Origin of the sequence: Pradoshia eiseniae (assembly GCF_002946355.1) — a bacterium.
GTDB classification, from domain to species: domain Bacteria; phylum Bacillota; class Bacilli; order Bacillales; family Pradoshiaceae; genus Pradoshia; species Pradoshia eiseniae.
The window spans coordinates 180,141-200,165 of sequence record NZ_PKOZ01000002.1; the positions used below are offsets into that span (position 1 = coordinate 180,141).

23 protein-coding genes are annotated in these 20,025 nt (G+C 45.8%); 22 read left to right on the top strand and 1 reads right to left on the bottom strand.

Going from position 1 to position 20,025, the window contains the following annotated elements; translation table 11 throughout:
• Window positions 1-103 precede the first annotated feature (103 nt).
• Both prfA and prmC read left to right on the top strand, forming a co-directional pair.
• Window positions 104-1,177, top strand: coding sequence for a peptide chain release factor 1 (gene prfA, locus CYL18_RS05730; protein WP_104848528.1), 1,074 nt, complete (start codon window positions 104-106; stop codon window positions 1,175-1,177).
• Window positions 1,174-2,037, top strand: a complete 864-nt coding sequence (gene prmC / locus CYL18_RS05735; protein WP_330847571.1) for a peptide chain release factor N(5)-glutamine methyltransferase — start codon at window positions 1,174-1,176, stop codon at window positions 2,035-2,037. Before prfA ends, prmC begins: the two co-directional genes overlap by 4 nt.
• 10 nt (window positions 2,038-2,047) lie before the next feature.
• Here prmC and CYL18_RS05740 read toward each other — a convergent pair whose 3' ends face one another.
• Entirely contained in the window at window positions 2,048-2,425 is a 378-nt protein-coding gene (locus CYL18_RS05740; protein WP_236636270.1) for a DUF2500 domain-containing protein, read from the bottom strand.
• Between the two features lie 128 nt (window positions 2,426-2,553).
• On the opposite strand from CYL18_RS05740, the gene spoIIR reads away from it, so the two are divergent.
• The 20 genes from spoIIR (at window position 2,554) to CYL18_RS05840 (ending at window position 19,646) form a co-directional block, all read left to right on the top strand.
• Window positions 2,554-3,450, top strand: coding sequence for a stage II sporulation protein R (gene spoIIR, locus CYL18_RS05745; protein ID WP_236636273.1), 897 nt, complete (start codon window positions 2,554-2,556; stop codon window positions 3,448-3,450).
• Window positions 3,451-3,513: 63 nt separating this feature from the next.
• Entirely contained in the window at window positions 3,514-3,960 is a 447-nt protein-coding gene (locus CYL18_RS05750) for a GNAT family N-acetyltransferase (RefSeq protein WP_104848531.1), read from the top strand.
• Between the two features lie 263 nt (window positions 3,961-4,223).
• Window positions 4,224-5,270 (top strand): L-threonylcarbamoyladenylate synthase, encoded by a 1,047-nt coding sequence (locus CYL18_RS05755; RefSeq protein WP_104848532.1) that lies wholly within the window; start codon window positions 4,224-4,226, stop codon window positions 5,268-5,270.
• A 65-nt stretch (window positions 5,271-5,335) separates the two neighbouring features.
• A complete protein-coding gene (locus CYL18_RS05760; RefSeq protein WP_104848533.1) occupies window positions 5,336-5,896 on the top strand; it encodes a manganese efflux pump MntP in 561 nt (186 codons plus the stop codon).
• A gap of 342 nt (window positions 5,897-6,238) precedes the next feature.
• Window positions 6,239-6,682: a low molecular weight protein arginine phosphatase gene (locus CYL18_RS05765; RefSeq protein ID WP_104848534.1), complete on the top strand. Its 444-nt coding sequence runs from the start codon at window positions 6,239-6,241 to the stop codon at window positions 6,680-6,682.
• 51 nt (window positions 6,683-6,733) lie between these two features.
• Window positions 6,734-7,171 carry a ribose 5-phosphate isomerase B gene (rpiB, locus tag CYL18_RS05770; RefSeq protein ID WP_104848535.1) on the top strand — a complete coding sequence of 146 codons (438 nt, stop codon included), beginning with the start codon at window positions 6,734-6,736 and terminating at the stop codon, window positions 7,169-7,171.
• A gap of 18 nt (window positions 7,172-7,189) precedes the next feature.
• On the top strand, window positions 7,190-7,747 hold the full coding sequence (locus CYL18_RS05775) for a TIGR01440 family protein (RefSeq protein WP_104848536.1): 558 nt from the start codon (window positions 7,190-7,192) through the stop codon (window positions 7,745-7,747).
• Between the two features lie 89 nt (window positions 7,748-7,836).
• Window positions 7,837-9,078, top strand: coding sequence for a serine hydroxymethyltransferase (locus CYL18_RS05780; RefSeq protein WP_104848537.1), 1,242 nt, complete (start codon window positions 7,837-7,839; stop codon window positions 9,076-9,078).
• 179 nt (window positions 9,079-9,257) lie between these two features.
• A complete protein-coding gene (gene upp, locus CYL18_RS05785) occupies window positions 9,258-9,887 on the top strand; it encodes a uracil phosphoribosyltransferase (RefSeq protein ID WP_104848538.1) in 630 nt (209 codons plus the stop codon).
• 239 nt (window positions 9,888-10,126) lie between these two features.
• Complete coding sequence (locus tag CYL18_RS05790; RefSeq protein WP_104848539.1) at window positions 10,127-12,301, top strand: S8 family serine peptidase; 2,175 nt, start codon at window positions 10,127-10,129, stop codon at window positions 12,299-12,301.
• Between the two features lie 209 nt (window positions 12,302-12,510).
• Complete coding sequence (locus CYL18_RS05795) at window positions 12,511-12,738, top strand: AtpZ/AtpI family protein (protein WP_104848540.1); 228 nt, start codon at window positions 12,511-12,513, stop codon at window positions 12,736-12,738.
• Window positions 12,738-13,118: an ATP synthase subunit I gene (locus tag CYL18_RS05800; protein WP_104848541.1), complete on the top strand. Its 381-nt coding sequence runs from the start codon at window positions 12,738-12,740 to the stop codon at window positions 13,116-13,118. The genes CYL18_RS05795 and CYL18_RS05800 overlap by 1 nt, the downstream gene beginning before the upstream one ends.
• Before the next feature lie 7 nt (window positions 13,119-13,125).
• On the top strand, window positions 13,126-13,836 hold the full coding sequence (atpB, locus tag CYL18_RS05805) for a F0F1 ATP synthase subunit A (RefSeq protein ID WP_104848542.1): 711 nt from the start codon (window positions 13,126-13,128) through the stop codon (window positions 13,834-13,836).
• 54 nt (window positions 13,837-13,890) lie between these two features.
• On the top strand, window positions 13,891-14,109 hold the full coding sequence (gene atpE / locus CYL18_RS05810; RefSeq protein ID WP_104848543.1) for a F0F1 ATP synthase subunit C: 219 nt from the start codon (window positions 13,891-13,893) through the stop codon (window positions 14,107-14,109).
• Window positions 14,110-14,242: 133 nt separating this feature from the next.
• A complete protein-coding gene (atpF, locus tag CYL18_RS05815; RefSeq protein WP_104848544.1) occupies window positions 14,243-14,767 on the top strand; it encodes a F0F1 ATP synthase subunit B in 525 nt (174 codons plus the stop codon).
• Window positions 14,764-15,300, top strand: a complete 537-nt coding sequence (locus tag CYL18_RS05820) for a F0F1 ATP synthase subunit delta (RefSeq protein WP_104848545.1) — start codon at window positions 14,764-14,766, stop codon at window positions 15,298-15,300. Before atpF ends, CYL18_RS05820 begins: the two co-directional genes overlap by 4 nt.
• A 24-nt stretch (window positions 15,301-15,324) precedes the next feature.
• Window positions 15,325-16,833 carry a F0F1 ATP synthase subunit alpha gene (gene atpA / locus CYL18_RS05825; RefSeq protein WP_104848546.1) on the top strand — a complete coding sequence of 503 codons (1,509 nt, stop codon included), beginning with the start codon at window positions 15,325-15,327 and terminating at the stop codon, window positions 16,831-16,833.
• A 35-nt stretch (window positions 16,834-16,868) separates the two neighbouring features.
• Window positions 16,869-17,726, top strand: a complete 858-nt coding sequence (gene atpG, locus CYL18_RS05830) for an ATP synthase F1 subunit gamma (RefSeq protein WP_104848547.1) — start codon at window positions 16,869-16,871, stop codon at window positions 17,724-17,726.
• A 63-nt stretch (window positions 17,727-17,789) separates the two neighbouring features.
• Window positions 17,790-19,211 (top strand): F0F1 ATP synthase subunit beta, encoded by a 1,422-nt coding sequence (gene atpD, locus CYL18_RS05835; protein WP_104848548.1) that lies wholly within the window; start codon window positions 17,790-17,792, stop codon window positions 19,209-19,211.
• Between the two features lie 30 nt (window positions 19,212-19,241).
• Complete coding sequence (locus CYL18_RS05840) at window positions 19,242-19,646, top strand: F0F1 ATP synthase subunit epsilon (protein ID WP_104848549.1); 405 nt, start codon at window positions 19,242-19,244, stop codon at window positions 19,644-19,646.
• Window positions 19,647-20,025: the final 379 nt, after the last annotated feature.

Here is a 20,025-nt window from a genome sequence, read left to right on the forward strand (position 1 = left end):
TGAATTTTCTTATTTGCTGCCTTGTGTGTTACAATAGATAATTGAATTGAGACGGCGGATTAATGCGCCGATGCAGATAAAACCTGTTGATGAGGTGAATAGATTGATCGATCGATTACAAGCGGTTGAAGACCGATATGAAAGATTAAATGAATTATTGAGTGATCCGGATATCGTCAATAACACGACTAAGCTCCGTGAATATTCCAAGGAGCAATCCGATATCCAGGATACGGTATTTGCTTATAGAGAATACAAAGAAGTACGCTCTCAGCTTCAAGACGCGAAGGCGATGCTTGAAGAGAAGCTTGACGCGGATATGCGCGAGATGGTGAAGGAGGAAGTGGACGAGCTTAGCGGCCAAATGACCGAGCTTGAGGAAAAGCTTCGCATTCTTCTCATTCCGAAGGACCCGAATGATGATAAGAACGTTATCATGGAAATCCGCGGCGCAGCCGGCGGGGATGAAGCAGCACTGTTTGCGGGCAGTCTTTATCGTATGTACAGCCGCTATGCAGAGGCACAGGGCTGGAAGATTGAAGTCATGGACTCCAACCCGACGGGCTTAGGCGGTTATAAAGAGATTATTTTCATGATCAATGGTAATGGCGCCTACTCGAAGATGAAATTCGAAAATGGGGCACACCGCGTGCAGCGTGTTCCTGAGACCGAGTCGGGCGGACGGATTCATACATCCACGGCAACAGTGGCCTGCCTGCCGGAAGCGGAAGAGGTAGAAGTAGAGGTTCATGATAAGGATATCCGTGTGGATACGTTCGCATCCAGCGGTCCTGGCGGACAAAGCGTTAATACGACGATGTCAGCAGTGCGTCTGACCCATATGCCTACAGGGATCGTTGTATCCTGCCAGGATGAGAAGTCCCAAATCAAGAATAAAGAAAAAGCAATGAAGGTTCTTCGTGCCCGTATTTATGATAAATTCCAGCAAGAGGCACAGGCCGAATACGATAAAACACGTAAAAGCGCGGTTGGTACAGGGGATCGCTCTGAGCGGATTCGCACATATAATTTCCCGCAAAACCGTGTAACAGACCACCGCATTGGTCTCACAATTCAAAAGCTCGACCAAATCATGGAAGGCAAGCTTGATGAAGTCATTGATGCACTTATCATGGCTGACCAAGCAAGCCGCCTTGAGAATGCGGAGCAGGAATGATGAAGATATATGAAGCTCTGAAATGGGCTTCTTCTTTTTTACGGGAAAAAGGAAGGGATGAAAACGCCGGCGAATGGCTTTTAATGGCACAGCTTGGGAACACAAGAGCCCAGTTGCTTGCCGCTATGCAGGAGGAGCTGCCGGCTGAAGTGCTTGAACAATTCCAGGAGTCTGTGCGAAAGCATGGTGTAGACGCCGTGCCTATCCAGCATATCATCGGCTCTGAGGAGTTTTATGGCCGAACCTTTGCGGTAAACGGTGACTGTCTTATCCCTCGCCCGGAAACTGAAGAACTCATCTACCATGCGATTGAAAAACAGAAGGACCTATTCTCTGCAGAACAGACACTGACGCTTGCCGATATTGGGACTGGAAGCGGCATCATCGCCGTCACGATGGCTTGTGAGCTTCCTGGGCTTTCTGTACTTGCTGTGGATTTATCAGATAGAGCGCTTGAAGTCGCCAAAAGGAATGCGGCAGCTCACGGGGCAGAGATTCGATTCATGCAGGGAAATCTTCTCGACCCGCTGATCGATGCAGGGCAGAAGGTGGATATCCTCCTCTCAAACCCTCCTTATATCCCGGAGAGTGACCGAGAATGGATGTCTGAGGTCGTAACCGATCATGAACCATCGATGGCCCTTTTTGCTGGTGAGGACGGACTGGATTGCTATCGTGAGCTTGCGGCCAATATGTCTAAGGTGCTGGGTCTCCCGGCATTAGTTGGCTTTGAGGTTGGGGCAGGACAGGCTGAGAGCGTGGCAGCCCTGATTAAGTCCTCCATTCCTGGAGCGGAAACAGACATTGTCTTTGACATTAATGGCAAGGACCGGATGGTATTTGCTGTAATAAAAGAATAGAGAGGAGGCTTTATGCCATCCTCTCAAACCCTAAATAGCGGGTACCTTGGAATTGAAGGGTCCCAACGTCTCCCTCGGCAATCGTACCAAATTCTTTTCCGCTTAAACCAAACTCCATTCGGTCCCCGCTTTCCACCTCAAATGTGGCGTAATACCACGTGCTCTCAGAACGCGTATCGGTTCGTTTCGTGACCACCTTTGCGAGGACTGAAAGCCTTGCTTGGTCATTGTTCCGTTTCCATTGAATAAGCCCTGAGATGATGGTGTAGGCAATGAAGCTGATAACGATGATGAATATTAGTGCGATAAAAATAAAAATGGGTGCCCCTGTGTCAAAAGCAAAGCTGTCAAAAAAGCCTGGCTCCTCTTCAAAGATAACGTCTTCCACTGTTCTTCCCTCCTTTCTCGAAAATCATATAGGAAATAAATGACAATCGCAACAAAAATTAGATAATGATAGTTTAAGATAGAGAAATACTGTCCACACTGTTGATAAGTGAAAGGACGGTGCTTTTGATGATGATGAGAGGGAGAACGTATTTACCCTTACTATATATTCTATTTTTATCTATGGCGACTATGGCTGGTTTTATGACACCTAAAACCAATGAGACGAATGCAGAGGTCCAAATCATTCCGTCTGAGGCGATTCGTCTTCGAATCCTGGCAAACAGCAATCATGAAGCTGATCAAGAATTGAAAAGAAAAATCAGGGATGAAGTCAATGAAGAAATTAACGGCTGGGTAGCAGAGCTGACAAGTGTAGAAGAAGCGCGCAAGACGATCTCCTCCCGTTTGGATGAGATTGAAGCAATCGCACAGGAGGTCATGGAACGAGAGGGCGATGTGCAGACTGTAGATGTTCAGTTTGGCAAAACCGTCTTTCCAACCAAGCTTTATGGCCAATATTTATATCCTGCCGGAGAATATGAAGCCATCAAGATAACCCTAGGAGCAGGGGAAGGGGAGAACTGGTGGTGTGTTCTATTTCCGCCGCTATGCTTCCTGGACTTTAGCAGTGGGACGGCTGTGAAGGCACAAACAAAAGATGATTTTCAAACGGATGAAGGTACGGAAGCAAGTGAAGAAGCGGTGAATCAAGCAGAAGAAGCATCATCTAAAGAAGCAGCAATTGGCCGCGCCGGCGATAAAGCTGCTTCCATTCAACCAGAAGAAGAGGCACCAAAGGAAGAAGTGATTGGCCAAACAGAAGAAGTCTCAAGTGATAGGGCTATTAATCAATCGATTGAACAAGAAGCCCAAAAGGCAGAAGAAGCAAGGGTTGAAGGTGTTAATCAATCGATTGATGAAGAGGAATCAGCGGAAGAGACGAAGGTCGTATATGAACAACGAGATGAGGGGGAAGTCGAGGTGAAGTTCTTCCTGAAGGAAATAGTTGATTCGCTCTTTTAGTTCTATTCACTCTATCAATTCATATGTATGGAAGTAGAAATGATAGAGAGGGGATTGGTAGGTATGTATTATTTGGCAATCGCGAAGAATCAGGATATTGAGCCTGCGATACGGTTTATGGAGCGGGCTGGAATGGAAGCGGCCGCTGAAGAGATAGAGAACGGGAAATTCATTCTTCTAAAGGATGATGCGCATTCTATTAAAGGCATGATCGGGATTGAAGCCTGTGAAGAATTTGGACTGCTCCGTTCTTTTCTCTTTCTGCCAGAGGCTCACTCACAGGTGCCGGCTATGTTTGAGGCCATGCTTGCTATCGCTAGGGAGCAAGGGGTGGAACAAGTATTCCTTGTCTCGAATAAACAGCAGGCCATGGCTTTTTTTGAGGCATTGCAATTTGCGCCATGTCGCGGGGAGGACCTCCCGGATAAAGTGAAAGATTCGCCTGTTGTGGAAAAGGTGTGTACAATGAAGGATGTATACTTTATGAGTCGTCATTTAATCACGACTTAAAGCTTAAGAATTCTGGTTCATAGACAATCGCCGGTTAAAGCTCGATTGGTATATATAACCTTCAGTGGGAAGATACCGTTGATATTGTATAAAGGTGGATTTATCCACGGAAAAAGCCAGCTTTATTCACAGTCTGTGGATAAAGCCCCTTCTTTTTGGGGAATGTTTTTATATATAGAAGATAAATAGTAACTGATAGGGAAAAAATGCGATATTATAAGGCTTTTTAGCTTTGTGATTTAAAGAGACAGTAGGTGTGATTGATGAAAACGAAAATTTGGAAAGTGGATAACTTTGTGGATAATCACGAAAATTATCCACAGATTGTGGATGCCGCAGCAAAACTTAGGGATGGAGAGTTAGTTGCCTTTCCGACAGAGACCGTTTATGGCCTTGGAGCGAATGCTCTTGACGCCCAGGCAGTAGCGGATATCTACCGGGCGAAGGGAAGACCAAGCGATAATCCACTAATTGTCCACATTGGGCATAAGAATCAGCTAAATGGCCTAGTGGAGGATATCCCGGCATTGGCTCAAACATTAATGAATCATTTCTGGCCGGGACCGCTTACCTTGATTTTTAACAAAAAAGAGGGCATGTTTCCTGATACGGTCACAGCTGGCCTGGCAACGGTTGCAATCCGCATGCCTGACCATCCATTGGCGCTTCAGCTCATACAGGAATCAGGCTGTCCGGTCGCGGCACCGAGCGCGAATCTATCCGGAAAGCCAAGTCCGACGACAGCTGAGCATGTGGCTGAGGACTTAAGTGGACGTATTGCCGGAATCGTTGACGGCGGAGCGACAGGCGTCGGTCTGGAATCTACTGTTCTTGATATGACCGGAGATGTACCGCTCATTCTTCGTCCGGGCGGAGTGACCATCGAGCAATTGCAGGAAGTCATTGGCCCTGTAGAAGTGGATAAAGGGCTGTTGAAGGAGAAGGAAGCGCCAAAAGCACCGGGGATGAAGTACAAGCATTATGCCCCGCAGGCACCGCTCATTCTTGTGGACGGAAGCCCGGATTTCCTTCAATCATTAGTGAATGAGAAGCGGGCAGAAGGACTTCGTGTAGGTGTTTATACGATAGAAGAACATAAGGATTTGTACGAGGCCGACATTATTCTTGAAGGGGGCACCCTGCAGGATTTAAGAACAGTAGCGGAAAATATGTATGGCGTGCTGCGCCAGTTCGATCATGAGAAACCCGATGTTATCTTTGGGGAGGCATTCCCGCATGATGGCATCGGCGAGGCGATCATGAACCGTTTACTGAAGGCTGCAAGCGGCAGAATCATCAAAGAAGGATAGGTTCTAAACCTCCAAGGACAGGCATATGCTTTTTAAGCAGGCTAGTCCCGGGAGGTTTTTTTCTTATGGATCAACATTATGTTTCAGAGCTGTTCACGATGATAATCATGGCCCTGGCGCTTGGCATGGATGCGTTCTCCGTCGGCCTTGGAATGGGATCTTTTAAGCTTCGTCTGAGAACGATAGCCTTGATCGGCATTACTGTCGGGATTTTCCATGTATGGCTCCCTTATTTGGGTATATTATCAGGAGCTTTTCTCACTGGTAAATTCGGAACATTTGCTTCCTTTGTTGGAGCGGTGCTTTTATTATTCTTAGGCTTACAGATGCTCCTATCAGGACTGCGCGGCAAGGAGGAGGCTGTCATTGCGCCAGTCGGATTCGGGCTGCTGCTCTTTGCGACGAGTGTGAGTCTCGACAGCTTCTCGGTGGGATTATCCCTCGGTATGATTGGGGCTCGTGCCTTTATCGCAATTATGTGCTTTGGTATAACCGCCTGCATCATGACAATTGCCGGCCTATTGTTAGGGAGGAAGGTGCACTCTTTCTTAGGCAAATACAGCTTTGTAATTGGCGGCAGCATCTTATTCGCATTTGGGTTGAAGATATTGATGCAATTAATATAGTAGAAAAAGCTTTGCATAGAAGGGACCAGGAAATAAGTAATTCAGCCAATGATAAGCCCAAACTATTAGGTGATATTTCATCATTATTACGCCTAATAGTTCAGGGTTTTATTTGTTTTCAACAGACTTGTTTATTCTGAATAAGTAATGGAATTTCGCTGAGGCTACTCGACTCCTGCCGGGAATGCGGGAAATCAAAGAGCGCCTATCCGGATGATTAAAACTCCTATTCCTCCATCGTACCCACACTCTCCTCATCATTTCCGCCCCTCTTGCTTTTAGTCTAGCCGCCTTTTTTTATTAAGGTGAAATCATCTATAATAGGGGCAGGAGGGAAACACCTTGAAAAATATTTTATTTGTATGCACAGGGAATACGTGCCGAAGCCCGATGGCTGAAGCTATTCTAAAAAGTTATCAAATCGAGGGAATCAGCGTGAAATCGGCCGGTGTCTATGCGTTTCCGGGAGACACAGCTTCCGTCAATGCGAAGCTCGTGCTCGAGGACAATCAAATCAGCCATGATCATTCGGCCAGCCCATTTAGCGAGAAAGAGGTAGAGTGGGCAGATTATATCTTTACCATGACAGAGGGGCATAAGCAGCTTATAGCCTCCCGCTACCCGCAAGCAATCGAGCGTACCTTTACCCTTAAGGAGTTTGTTCTTGGAGATTCGTATGACCGGGATGTATCGGATCCGTATGGGGGAAGCAAGCAGATGTATGAACGAACATTTATTGAATTAAAGCAATTAATTAGCGGCCTAGTGGAAAAAATAAACGACTAGTACTACTATAAAGGTGACTAAACTTTTGTACGCTGAAGGGAGAATATGATTATGAAAGTAGCTCTTGCATCAGATCACGGCGGAATCAATATTAAGAATGAAATCGCTGACTTAATGAAGGAAATGGGTATTGAATTTGAGGACTTTGGGTGTGATTGCGCAACATCAGTTGATTATCCTGACTATGCCCAGCCAGTTGCTGAGAAAGTGGCGGCCGGCGAATTTGACCGGGGCATCCTCATTTGCGGGACAGGCATTGGTATGAGCATTGCTGCCAACAAGGTGAAGGGCATTCGTGCAGCACTTGTGCATGATGTGTTCAGTGCGGAAGCAACAAGAGCCCATAATAACAGTAATGTGCTTACAATGGGCGAGCGCGTCGTCGGCCCGGGGCTTGCCCGTATGATTGCGAAGGTCTGGCTTACGACTGAGTTTGAAGGCGGACGCCATGAAAACCGCATTAATAAAATTGCTAATCTAGAGCAATAAAAACCGGGGGAATGCACTATGGCAAAAAGGCATCTTGAAGAAATTCAAACTGAAACAGCAAGCCTTCTTGAAGAATTACACAATGTATTCCCGTTAAATGAAAATCGTCTTCTTGTGATTGGGTGCAGCACGAGTGAAGTAATCGGCGAGCGTATAGGCACATCTGGAACACTTGATACAGCGGGAGCCATCTATACGTCCATTGCCGAATTTGCGGAGCGCACGAAGGTTCAGGTGGCGTTTCAAGGCTGTGAGCATATTAACCGTGCTCTTGTCGTCGAGCGTGAGACGGCGATTCGTTATTCACTTGAGGAAGTAACCGTCGTTCCGGTGCGGAGCGCAGGCGGAGCGATGGCGACGTATGCCTTTAATCACTTTAAAGACCCAGTCATTGTTGAGCATATAAAGGCAGATGCCGGTATCGATATTGGCGATACGATGATTGGTATGCATCTGAAGCATGTGGCCGTTCCGATCCGAACATCAGTTAAGACTATCGGCCAGGCGCATGTTACGAGTGCAATGACAAGGCCGAAGCTAATTGGCGGGGCACGTGCTTGTTATGAGAGGCCTTAGGAAAGAATGACGCTGCGTATGTTTCATGCTAAAATGAGTAGGAATTCTTAAAAGTAAGTGTGTTTTTGATAAAGGGAGGATGCAAAGAGATGAGCTATTTGCAAGAGCAGGATTCACAAGTATTTAAGGCGATCCAGCAAGAATTAGGAAGACAAAGGGGAAAAATCGAACTAATTGCTTCTGAGAACTTTGTCAGTGAAGCTGTTATGGAAGCCCAAGGCTCTGTACTGACAAACAAATATGCAGAAGGATATCCAGCGAAACGCTATTATGGCGGCTGTGAATATGTTGATATTGTCGAGGATTTGGCGCGCGATCGTGCTAAAGAAATTTTTGGGGCAGAGCATGCCAATGTCCAGCCTCACTCTGGTGCTCAAGCAAATATGGCCGTTTATTTCACCATCTTGAATCCGGGAGATACCGTTCTTGGCATGAATCTTTCGCATGGCGGTCATTTAACACATGGCAGCCCGGTCAATTTCAGCGGGGTTCTTTATAACTTCGTGGAATACGGTGTAGATGAAAAGACTCACCTCATTAATTATGAAGATGTCCGTCAAAAGGCATTGGAGGCCAAGCCTAAATTGATCGTAGCTGGTGCAAGTGCTTACCCGCGCGAAATTGATTTCAAGAAATTCCGTGAAATCGCTGATGAAGTCGGCGCATACTTAATGGTTGACATGGCGCATATCGCCGGCCTTGTGGCTGCAGGTCTTCATCCAAGCCCGGTCCCTTATGCGGACTTTGTCACCACGACGACGCACAAAACCTTGCGCGGTCCGCGCGGAGGCATGATTCTCTGCCGTGAAGAGTTCGCGAAGAAAATTGATAAATCCATCTTCCCTGGCATCCAAGGCGGCCCGCTTATGCATGTGATTGCTGCTAAAGCCGTCGCTTTTGGTGAAACACTCCAAGAAAGCTTCAAAGGCTATGCGAAAAACATCATCGAAAATGCGAAGCGTCTCGGTGAAAGCCTGGAAAAGGAAGGTTTGACACTCGTGTCAGGCGGCACGGATAACCACTTACTTTTAATTGATGTACGTTCAGCAGGTTTGACAGGAAAAACAGCCGAAAAAGTTCTTGATGACATCGGCATCACGGTCAATAAGAACACGATTCCGTTTGATCCGGAAAGTCCATTTGTTACAAGTGGAATCCGCATCGGAACAGCTGCGGTCACATCCCGTGGATTTGGACTTCGGGATATGGATGAAATCGGGGCCATTATTGGACTAGCACTTAAAAACCCAGAAGACGAATTGAAGTTGAAAGAGGCGGCGGAACGTGTTGCTGCACTTTCTGGAAAATACGAGTTGTATCCTTCTCTATAAGAAAATGGGCCGCAGGTTTAGCATAACTTGCGGCTTTTTTCGGGTGAAAAAGGGACATACTACAAAGAGGAAAATAGAAGTCTTAGTTAGAGAAAATTCACGATTGAAGAAATAATCGTTTTTCTGTAAAATGAAGCGAGTGCTTAAATATTGGATTTTAACAGTAAGGAGAGATCAGTATGGGAAAAGTATACGTTTTTGACCATCCATTAATTCAACATAAGCTTACGTACATACGTGACAAGAATACGGGTACTAAAGAATTCAGAGAGCTGGTTGATGAGGTTGCAACACTTATGGCCTTTGAAATCACGCGTGATCTCCCGCTTGAGGAAGTAGAAATTGAAACTCCTGTCGGCAAAGCAACATCCAAAACCATCGCCGGTAAAAAAGTAGCCCTTGTACCAATCCTGCGCGCAGGACTCGGTATGGTGGACGGCATGCTCAAAATCATCCCAGCTGCAAAGGTTGGACATGTTGGTTTATACAGAGACCCAGAAACCTTGAAGCCGGTTGAGTACTACGTGAAGCTTCCAGCTGACGTAGAAGAAAGAGAATTCATCGTTGTTGACCCGATGCTTGCAACAGGCGGATCTGCTGTTGATGCCATCAGTGCCATCAAAAAACGCGGTGCGAAAAACATTAAATTTATGTGCCTTGTCGCAGCTCCAGAAGGCGTGAAAGCCGTTGAAGAAGCTCACCCGGATGTGGACATCTTCATCGCAGCCCTTGATGAGAAGCTAAATGACCACGGATACATCGTACCAGGTCTTGGTGACGCTGGAGACAGATTGTTCGGAACTAAATAATATTAGAAAATATAGCTGAAACCACCCTGAAATTCTTTAGGGTGGTTTTTCTCTGCTTATATGTAATCATCCTATGAAATACAGTCACTAATGGAGAATGCGCGACTTCCTGGCATATCTTTTCTATCCCTCAATGCCAAGGCCTCGCCTCCTCACAGAAGCTTTCCTTCTATTGTATAGAAGCTTCGTGTATAACACGGAGCAGTTAATCCATCATAAAGGCAAGGATGTGATGGAGAATGCTGACATGTTTTCAAAGGATATCAGCCATTTTGCTGTTGATAGTATTTATTTTGCCCATGGTTGTTCATGCTGCCAGCCGTTCAAGTCCGGTGGAGACGGTCATTATTGAGACGATGGAGGAGGTGCCGGTTAAGAAAGCGATTCAGTCACTAACTGAAAAGTATCCTTCTCTTGTTCCGCGGTACCAGTTCTCAACTGTACTGCATGGCTTTTCGGCTGATGTCTCAGATACTCTCATTGGCAAGCTTGAGCAAGAGGAGGTAGTGTGGTCCGTTCACCGCAGTGCGGCGATCCAGGCAAAGATTCAGGAATCCCCTATAATTTCTGTCCGTCCTAAATCTACTTTTCACACGAAAAAGTTTACGGGCAAGGGTGTCAAGGTGGGGGTTATTGATACAGGTGTCGATTACACCCACCCGGATCTTAGGAAGAATTATAAGGGTGGATATGATGTTGTCGACCAAGATAGTGATCCAATGGAAACAAGGGGTAACCCGAAAGAAGCGACAATTCATGGAACACATGTGTCTGGAATTATCGCGGCGGACGGACGCTTCAAAGGGATCGCTCCAGATGCAGATTTATATGTTTACCGTGCACTTGGGCCTGGCGGAAGAGGGACGACGGACCAAGTTATTGCCGCGATTGAACGGGCGGTGCAGGATGGAATGGATATTATCAACCTGTCACTAGGGGACACGGTGAATGGGCCGGACCTTCCGACTTCTGTGGCGCTTGATGAGGCGGTAAAAAAAGGCGTTGTGTCAGTTGTCGCGAATGGAAATGATGGCCCGAAGGCGTGGACGATTGGTTCCCCAGGCACGAGCAGCCGAGCGATCAGCGTAGGGGCAAGCTCTGTGGCTGCGCGGACTAAAACAATTAGCCTTGGCAAAGGACATGACATGAAGATAATGCCTGTCGCTGGTTCAGCCCCTTGGGAGTATCAGCATTCCATGCGAATAGTGGATGGCGGTAAAGGAACCCGTCTTCGTGAGAAGCAAAATGGCAAGATCGTGATTATGCAAAGGGGAGATATCACCTTTAAGGAGAAAGTAAAGCGGGCAATCCGGATGCAAGCAGCAGGGGTGATTATTTTTAATAATGAAGAAGGGGAATTAAATGCTTCCATCGGCATGACTTCTAGCATTCCGGTTGCGACGATGACGAAAAAGGATGGGGAGAGAATCCGTAGGGCCATAAAGACTGGGGAGCCGATTGCCATTGTTACGAAGGAGCGGCTGGAGGAAGAGAAGCTTGCTTCATTCAGTTCACGCGGGCCGGTGATTGACAACTTTGGCATCAAGCCCGATGTTATTGCACCTGGAGTGCAGATAAACAGCACCGTACCTGGCGGGGAATATATGGCCTTGCAGGGAACCAGTATGGCGGCCCCATATGTCGCCGGGGTATGCGCGCTGCTGAAGGAGGCTCATCCGGACTGGACACCGCAGGAAATTAAATCTGCCTTGATGACAACAGCCGACCCCCTCACGCAGTATCATACATTTGAGCAAGGTGCCGGAAGAGTCAACCCCGAAAAGGCTATCGGAGAAGAGACGCTTCTTTCACCACCCTCTCTAAAGTTTGGCTTAATGAAAAACGGTGCAGTGCATAGGAAAACCATCATTATCCATAATAAGAGCAAAAGAAGGAAGCGCTATACTTTTAAGGTTCCACAGAAGGAACGATTCATTTCCTGGCGGGTTCCTAGAATGTTCTCCTTAGACGGCGGTGAGAAAAAAGTTGTCGATATTACCATTGAACTTGACGATTGGATGGATAAGGTAGCCATAAAAGATGGATACTTAAAGATATACGAGGATGGAGAAGAAATACGCATTCCCTATTTATTTGCCATGAAGGAGCCTAATTACCCAATTGGTCGCGGTCTTGAGGCAGAATATATCAAGGATTTGAATGCGATTGAAGTCAATCTTTATTTGCCTTTTGGGGCGGATGAAGTGGAATATTCCTTGTATGAATATGATTCCTTGATCTTTGCTGATCAGTTAGGAGTGTATAAAGGGGTAAAGAAGGGACTTTTCAAGCGAAAAATGAAAATATCGAAGGATTTCTCGTCAAATTTTTACGAATTTGTGACGAAATTAAAAAAAGGTGACAAGGAATTAGTGATGAGAGTCCCCATTTACATTGGGGATGTTGTAAAATAGAATGTATGTCATTTAATAACTCTGAATTGTAACTTTCTTCAAGTTGTGGGAAAGAGTTTTGTTTCTCATCATAATTGACAATCATATATCCCTATTGTATTCTAACATGGGGTATAATTGGTAGGGTTTTCAAATTGACATTTCTGTATAACTATTTTGCGAATGTCAGGCTCGATTTGCCTTAAATACATACGCCCATGGGAGATTGGATGCAGAAGAATAAAAATCATCAAAGCTTTCGTGCGATTGGTTTGTATTCTGCGGTCTTGTCACAACTGACAGGTTCCGTGCTGGTAGGGATTTTTATTGGTAGATGGCTTGATGAACATTATCAAATGGAACCTCTCTTTTTAATCCTTTGTCTCCTGGCTGGACTGTCCGCAGGCGTTTTCGCGGTAGTTCGTACAATTAACTACTACTTTGATGGAGAATCCTAATGCAAGAAATCCACTTCGTATTTAAACGATATTTAAAGCATACGCTTACCCTTCTCTCCATTTATTGTATCCTTTGGGGTTTTACGCCGTATAAGGCAGAAAGTTTAGGGCTAATTCTTGGCAGCGTCATTGGTATTTATAATATCTGGCTGCTATCTCGGAAAACCAATCAATTGGGTGAAGCCGTTCTTCATGGGAGAGGGCTGAAATCAATAGGAACGATATCAAGGATGGCCGCCGCTGTGCTGGCAGTCGCCATCGCGATGGAGTTTCCAGAACTATTCAATATTTACTTTGTGATATTGGGATTAATGGCAGGTTATCTTGTCGTTATGATAGATTTACTAATCCATAACACTTGGCGGGGGGAAAAGAGGTGAATATAGATTGAATCATGGAGCACCAACACTAGAACTTTTTGGTCTTACCTTCAACCTAGGTAACGTTCTGATGATCACGGTAGCGAGTGTCATTGTCTTTCTCATTGCTGTCCTGTCCACCCGGAAATTAGCAGTGAAGCCTACCGGTATGCAGAACTTCATGGAATGGGTAATCGACTTCGTAAGAAATATTATTAACAGCAATATGGACTGGAACACAGGCGGACGCTTCCTGATCCTAGGGACAACCCTAATCATGTACATATTCGTATCGAATATGCTAGGTCTTCCGTTCTCAGTCACCTATAATGGAGATCTGTGGTGGAAATCACCAACAGCTGATCCAGTAATTGCCCTTACGCTCGCTGTCATGATTGTCGTATTAACCAACTTCTACGGCATCAAGATGCGCGGACTTAAAGGTTACGGCAAGAACTTTGTGGCACCAATGCCTTTCTTATTTCCCTTAAAGATTATTGAAGAGTTTGCAAACACACTTACATTGGGCTTGCGTCTATTCGGTAATATTTATGCGGGTGAGATTTTGCTCAGTCTTTTGGCTGGCTCGCTGGCTACAGGATTCTGGGGACACATTGTCGCTTTTGCGCCAACAATGGTTTGGCAGGCATTCAGTATTTTCATTGGAGCAATCCAAGCGTTTATCTTTACGATGTTAACGATGGTTTACATGGCCCACAAAGTCAGCGAAGACCATTAATAATATAAACAAATCCAAAATACTAGTTATACAAATTAAAGGAGGAACTTCATAATGAGTTTGGGAGTTATCGCAGCAGCAATCGCAATTGGTTTAGCCGCTCTTGGAGCAGGTATTGGTAATGGTATGATCGTATCTCGTACAGTAGAGGGTATCGCACGTCAGCCAGAAGCACGTGGAATGCTTCAAACAACAATGTTCATCGGGGTAGCACTAGTTGAGGCGATTCCGATCATCGCGGTTGTTATCGCGTTCATGGTATTGAACAGATAATTGACAATTTTGATGGCGGAGAATCTTAAATCAGGTATCTTCGCCATTCCTTTATGACTTTGAAAATTAGCCGTTCGCTATAAACGGCTCGATTATAATGCATGTAAAGACTTCTGAAGGGAGTGAAATAGGGGTGTTATTTACTAATTTTGTACTCGGAGCAACAGCGCACGCTGGATTGAATACGGGTGACATCATCTTCCAATTGGTGGCATTCATCGTATTGATGCTTTTACTTAAGAAATTTGCTTTCGGTCCGCTTATGGGAATCATGAAAGAACGTGAATCTCATGTAGCGAGCGAAATTGAATCTGCAGAGAAAAGCCGCGCAGAAGCAGCTGCATTGCTTGAAGAACAACGCACAATGCTGAAAGAAGCTCGCCAGGAATCATTAGCTCTTATTGAAGAGGCTAAGAAGCATGGCGAAACACAGCGTGAAGAAATCATTGCAATGGCACGCCAGGAAGCTGAACGAGTGAAAGAATCAGCAACCCGCGAGATCGAACAGCAAAAAGAACAAGCTGTTGCTGCCCTTCGTGAACAAGTTGCATCCTTGTCTGTTTTAATTGCGTCTAAAGTGATTGAAAAAGAACTTAGTGCAAAAGATCAGGAAAAATTGATCAATGAATACATTCAAGAGGCAGGAGAAGAGCGATGAGTCATACACTTGCAGCGAAACGCTATGCAAATGCTCTTTTCCAAATTGCCAAGGAAGAAAACCAAATCGACCGCTTGGAAACGGAAATCAGAACGGTTAAAGAAGTTTTTGAAACGAATGGCCAGTTTATCGAGTTCCTTGAACATCCAAAGGTCTCTATGGAAAACAAGAAACAAGCGATCGCAACTGCTTTCGCAACTGCTTCTCCTTCCATCCAAAACCTGTTGATGCTTCTTGTTGAACGCCACAGGGAAACAATCGTGCCAGACCTTGCAGATGAATTCATCATCCTGGTGAATGAGCAAACAGGGATCGTTGACGCGAAAGTGTACTCTGTACGGCCGTTATCCAACGCGGAGCAAGAAGGAATTTCAAAGGTTTTTGCCCGTAAAATTGGAAAACAAGCATTGCGCATTGAAAATATCGTAGACAGCAGTCTTTTAGGCGGCATCAAAATCCGTATCGGAAACCGTATTTTTGATGGTACGGTCCAAGGGAAACTCGATCGCTTAGAGCGCAGTCTGCTCGGTTAATAATAGAAGTTAGGGGTGAAATTCATGAGCATCAGAGCTGAAGAAATCAGCGCGCTGATTAAGAAACAAATTGAAGGCTATCAATCTGATATAGAAGTAAGCGAAGTCGGCACGGTTATCACAGTCGGTGACGGGATCGCGCGTGTTCATGGATTGGACAACGCCATGTCCGGAGAGCTTCTTGAGTTCTCTAACGGTGTAGTAGGTATGGCGCAAAACTTGGAAGAGAATAACGTCGGTGTTATTATCCTCGGTCCTTTCCGCGACATTAAAGAAGGTGACACAGTACGCCGCACAGGACGCATCATGGAGGTACCGGTGGGTGACGCGCTTATTGGCCGCGTAGTTAACTCCCTCGGTCAACCGCTTGATGGCATGGGTCCAATCGCGACAACTGACACGCTTCCAATCGAAAACAACGCACCAGGCGTTATGGACCGTAAATCTGTTCATGAGCCGCTTCAAACTGGTATCAAGGCAATCGATGCCCTTGTTCCAATCGGACGCGGACAACGTGAATTGATTATCGGAGACCGTCAAACTGGTAAAACTTCCGTAGCAGTAGATACAATCCTTAACCAAAAGGATGAAAACATGATTTGTATCTACGTGGCTATCGGACAAAAAGAATCAACGGTTCGTGGAACAGTTGAAACATTCCGTAAGTACGGTGCGCTTGATTACACAATCGTTGTATCTGCATCTGCTTCTCAGCCGGCACCGCTATTATACTTAGCTCCTTACTCCGGCGTAACAATGGGTGAGCATTTCATGCGCCAAGGCAAGCACGTTCTTGTCGTGTACGATGATCTGTCCAAGCAAGCTGCGGCTTACCGTGAGCTTTCCTTGCTCCTTCGTCGTCCTCCAGGCCGTGAAGCCTTCCCAGGTGACGTATTCTACTTGCACTCCCGCTTGCTCGAGCGTGCAGCTAAATTAAATGATACTTTAGGTGCTGGTTCCATCACAGCATTACCGTTCGTTGAAACACAAGCAGGCGATATCTCTGCTTACATTCCAACAAACGTAATCTCCATCACGGATGGGCAAATCTTCTTGCAATCTGACTTATTCTTCTCCGGCGTACGCCCTGCAATCAACGCAGGTCTTTCCGTATCCCGTGTAGGTGGATCTGCGCAAATTAAAGCAATGAAGAGCGTTGCCGGTACACTTCGTCTGGACTTGGCATCCTTCCGTGAGCTTGAAGCTTTCTCTCAATTCGGTTCTGACTTGGATAAAGCAACACAAGCGAAATTGAACCGTGGTCAACGTACGGTTGAGGTATTGAAACAAGACCTTCACAAACCGCTTCGTGTAGAACAGCAAGTATTAATCCTATACTGCTTGACTCGCGGATTCTTAGATGATATTCCACTCGCTGATATCAGACGCTTCGAAGCAGAAATCATCGAATGGACTGGCCGCAACCACAATGAACTTTATGAACATATCAAATCAACTGGAAAACTTCCGGAAGAAAGCGATATGAACGCGGCAATTACTGAATTCAAAAAACAATTTGTTGTATCGGAATAACAGGATAGGCATTAATAGAAGGATGGTGAGAATGAATGGCATCATTACGTGATATAGACGCGCGTATAAAATCAACAAAGAAAACGAGCCAGATCACAAAAGCCATGCAAATGGTCTCCGCCTCCAAATTGAATCGTGCCGAAACAAACGCGAAAGCTTTTGTACCGTACATGGAGAAAATCCAAGAGGTCGTATCAAGCATCGCGAACGGAAGCAAGGATGCATCTCATCCGATGCTCGTCTCGCGTCCTGTGAAAAGAACTGGATACGTAGTTATCACTTCCGATCGCGGATTGGCTGGACCATATAACAGCAGTGTCTTGAGAAAGGTGTATCAGACGATCAGTGAGCGCCATAAGTCTCCGGATGAGTATGGCATTATCGTACTTGGACGTATTGGCAGTGAATTCTTCCGCATGCGCGGAATGAACGTCATCCAAGAGCTTACTGGGATCTCTGATCAGCCAACTTTTGATGATATTAAAGGAATCACATCCAGTACGGTGAAATTATTCGCAGATGAAGCAGTGGATGAAATCTATATGTATTACAACCACTTTATCAGTGCTATTTCTCAAGAGGTAACGGAGAAGAAATTGTTGCCTCTTGGAAGTGTTGATTCAGACAAAGCCTCAACGCTTTACGAGTTTGAACCGAATCAAGAGGAAATTCTTAAAGTGTTGCTCCCACAATATGCGGAAAGCCTTATGTACGGCGCGCTATTGGACGGCAAGGCAAGCGAGCACGCATCCCGTATGACAGCGATGAAGAGTGCAACAGATAACGCTTCTGAGCTTATCGGCTCACTCACGCTCACATACAACCGTGCACGTCAGGCTGCGATCACACAAGAGATTACCGAGATTGTCGGCGGAGCTGCCGCACTCGAATAGATAAATGGATAAACAATAGATTGAAGCACTCACTCGGCATTAGAGTAAATAGGAGGGAATGGAATGAACATAGGACGCGTTACTCAAGTCATGGGTCCGGTTGTCGACGTTCGTTTTGAAAACGGCAAACTGCCTGAGATCTATAACGCTCTGAAGATTAATATTTCCAAAGGGGCTCCAGCTGATGAAGCGGAATACCTCACTTTGGAAGTTGCTCTTCATTTGGGCGATGATACGGTTCGTACAATTGCGATGGCTTCTACAGACGGTTTAGTCCGTCACGCGGAAGTAATCGATACAGGAGCGCCAATTTCAGTACCAGTTGGAGACGTAACACTTGGTCGCGTATTCAACGTATTGGGAGAGAAAATTGACCTTGATCCTGCTTTGGAAGGCGATTATCAAAAAGACCCTATCCACAGGGAAGCTCCAAAATTTGAAGAATTATCTACTCAAGTTGAGATCCTTGAAACAGGTATCAAAGTAGTAGACTTGCTTGCTCCTTACATCAAGGGCGGTAAGATTGGATTGTTCGGTGGTGCCGGTGTAGGTAAAACCGTATTAATCCAAGAATTGATCAACAACATCGCTCAAGAGCACGGCGGTATTTCTGTATTCGCCGGTGTTGGTGAGCGTACACGTGAAGGTAATGACCTTTACCACGAAATGACAGATTCTGGCGTTATCAAGAAAACAGCGATGGTATTCGGACAAATGAACGAGCCGCCTGGAGCACGTATGCGTGTTGCCTTGACTGGTTTGACAATGGCTGAATACTTCCGTGATGTTCAAGGCCAGGACGTATTGTTCTTTATCGATAACATCTTCCGTTTCACACAAGCCGGTTCTGAAGTATCCGCCCTTCTTGGACGTATGCCTTCTGCCGTTGGTTACCAGCCAACATTGGCCACTGAAATGGGTCAATTACAAGAGCGTATCACATCTACTAACGTAGGTTCTGTTACATCTATCCAAGCAATCTATGTACCAGCCGATGACTACACTGACCCGGCTCCGGCTACAACATTCGCCCACTTAGATGCTACAACAAACCTTGAGCGTAGACTATCCGAGATGGGTATCTACCCAGCGGTGGATCCGCTAGCGTCCACTTCTCGCGCCCTTTCTCCAGATATCGTTGGAGAAGAGCACTATGAAGTAGCTCGTGCGGTTCAATCTACACTGCAGCGTTACAGAGAATTGCAAGATATCATTGCCATCCTAGGTATGGATGAATTGGGCGAGGAAGACAAACAGACGGTTGCACGTGCACGCCGTATCCAAAACTTCCTATCTCAAAACTTCCACGTGGCAGAGCAGTTCACTGGTCAAAAAGGTTCTTACGTACCTGTTAAAGAAACTGTTAAAGGATTCAAAGAAATCCTTGACGGTAAGCATGACCACCTTCCTGAGGATGCATTCCGCCTAGTCGGCCGCATTGAAGACGTGGTTGAAAAAGCTAAGCAAATGGGCGTAGAGGCTTAAACCAAACGGATCCTATAGGAGGGCACTTATATGAGAACGATTAAAGTTTCTGTAGTTACTCCTGGCGGTCCTGTATTGGAAGAAGAAGTGGAAATGGTCAGCACAAAAGCTAAAACTGGGGAACTAGGTATCCTTGCCGGACATATTCCAATGGTTGCGCCGCTTGATATTGGCGCTGTCCGTTTGAAAACCGGCAATCATACTGAATGGGTTGCTGTCTCCGGCGGATTCGTCGAAGTTAACGGCCAGGAAGTAACCATTCTTGCCCAATCAGCTGAACGTGCAGAGAACATTGACATTGCTCGCGCCAAACAGGCCAAAGCGCGCGCAGAAAAACGTCTTACAGACAGACAAGCTGCGATCGATGCACATCGCGCCGAAATGGCACTCAAGCGTGCTTTAAACCGTCTAGATATTGCTGAACACCAACGTTAATCTTATGAAAAAACCTTCAAGCTGAGCGAGTAAATCGCCAGTCTTGAAGGTTTTTTGTTTTGATAGGGGATACTTACTCAACAGGATTCGCTCTTAGCCTGGATGATTGATTCAAAGATTCGCTTACATTACGCTTTTTAATTTTTCTCTCAGAGGGTGCTCTTGGCAGTCCCTGTATTCAGCACAATCCTCGCTGTCTCAACATTATTTGGCCGAAAACATATCCCAGTCTATTGCCTCTTCAATAATACTCATAACTTTCTCCATCCGTAATATACATACTAGTACTGGGGGAAAGGCTGTTTCTTCCGACCAAAAGGTCTGTACGACATATCGACAGCCTTGCTAGGCAATGTTATAATGTATACGCTTACATATA

What these genes read in the sequence shown, in the direction of transcription:
- CYL18_RS05760 (WP_104848533.1), top strand. Translation starts at nt 5,336, where the DNA reads ATGGATCAACATTATGTTTCAGAGCTGTTCACGATGATAATCATGGCC.
- upp (WP_104848538.1), top strand. Translation starts at nt 9,258, where the DNA reads ATGGGAAAAGTATACGTTTTTGACCATCCATTAATTCAACATAAGCTT.
- spoIIR (WP_236636273.1), top strand. Translation starts at nt 2,554, where the DNA reads ATGATGATGAGAGGGAGAACGTATTTACCCTTACTATATATTCTATTT.
- CYL18_RS05790 (WP_104848539.1), top strand. Translation starts at nt 10,127, where the DNA reads ATGCTGACATGTTTTCAAAGGATATCAGCCATTTTGCTGTTGATAGTA.
- CYL18_RS05750 (WP_104848531.1), top strand. Translation starts at nt 3,514, where the DNA reads ATGTATTATTTGGCAATCGCGAAGAATCAGGATATTGAGCCTGCGATA.
- CYL18_RS05840 (WP_104848549.1), top strand. Translation starts at nt 19,242, where the DNA reads ATGAGAACGATTAAAGTTTCTGTAGTTACTCCTGGCGGTCCTGTATTG.
- CYL18_RS05780 (WP_104848537.1), top strand. Translation starts at nt 7,837, where the DNA reads ATGAGCTATTTGCAAGAGCAGGATTCACAAGTATTTAAGGCGATCCAG.
- prmC (WP_330847571.1), top strand. Translation starts at nt 1,174, where the DNA reads ATGATGAAGATATATGAAGCTCTGAAATGGGCTTCTTCTTTTTTACGG.
- CYL18_RS05800 (WP_104848541.1), top strand. Translation starts at nt 12,738, where the DNA reads ATGCAAGAAATCCACTTCGTATTTAAACGATATTTAAAGCATACGCTT.
- CYL18_RS05820 (WP_104848545.1), top strand. Translation starts at nt 14,764, where the DNA reads ATGAGTCATACACTTGCAGCGAAACGCTATGCAAATGCTCTTTTCCAA.
- CYL18_RS05795 (WP_104848540.1), top strand. Translation starts at nt 12,511, where the DNA reads ATGCAGAAGAATAAAAATCATCAAAGCTTTCGTGCGATTGGTTTGTAT.
- CYL18_RS05755 (WP_104848532.1), top strand. Translation starts at nt 4,224, where the DNA reads ATGAAAACGAAAATTTGGAAAGTGGATAACTTTGTGGATAATCACGAA.
- rpiB (WP_104848535.1), top strand. Translation starts at nt 6,734, where the DNA reads ATGAAAGTAGCTCTTGCATCAGATCACGGCGGAATCAATATTAAGAAT.
- atpA (WP_104848546.1), top strand. Translation starts at nt 15,325, where the DNA reads ATGAGCATCAGAGCTGAAGAAATCAGCGCGCTGATTAAGAAACAAATT.
- atpD (WP_104848548.1), top strand. Translation starts at nt 17,790, where the DNA reads ATGAACATAGGACGCGTTACTCAAGTCATGGGTCCGGTTGTCGACGTT.
- atpE (WP_104848543.1), top strand. Translation starts at nt 13,891, where the DNA reads ATGAGTTTGGGAGTTATCGCAGCAGCAATCGCAATTGGTTTAGCCGCT.
- atpG (WP_104848547.1), top strand. Translation starts at nt 16,869, where the DNA reads ATGGCATCATTACGTGATATAGACGCGCGTATAAAATCAACAAAGAAA.
- CYL18_RS05775 (WP_104848536.1), top strand. Translation starts at nt 7,190, where the DNA reads ATGGCAAAAAGGCATCTTGAAGAAATTCAAACTGAAACAGCAAGCCTT.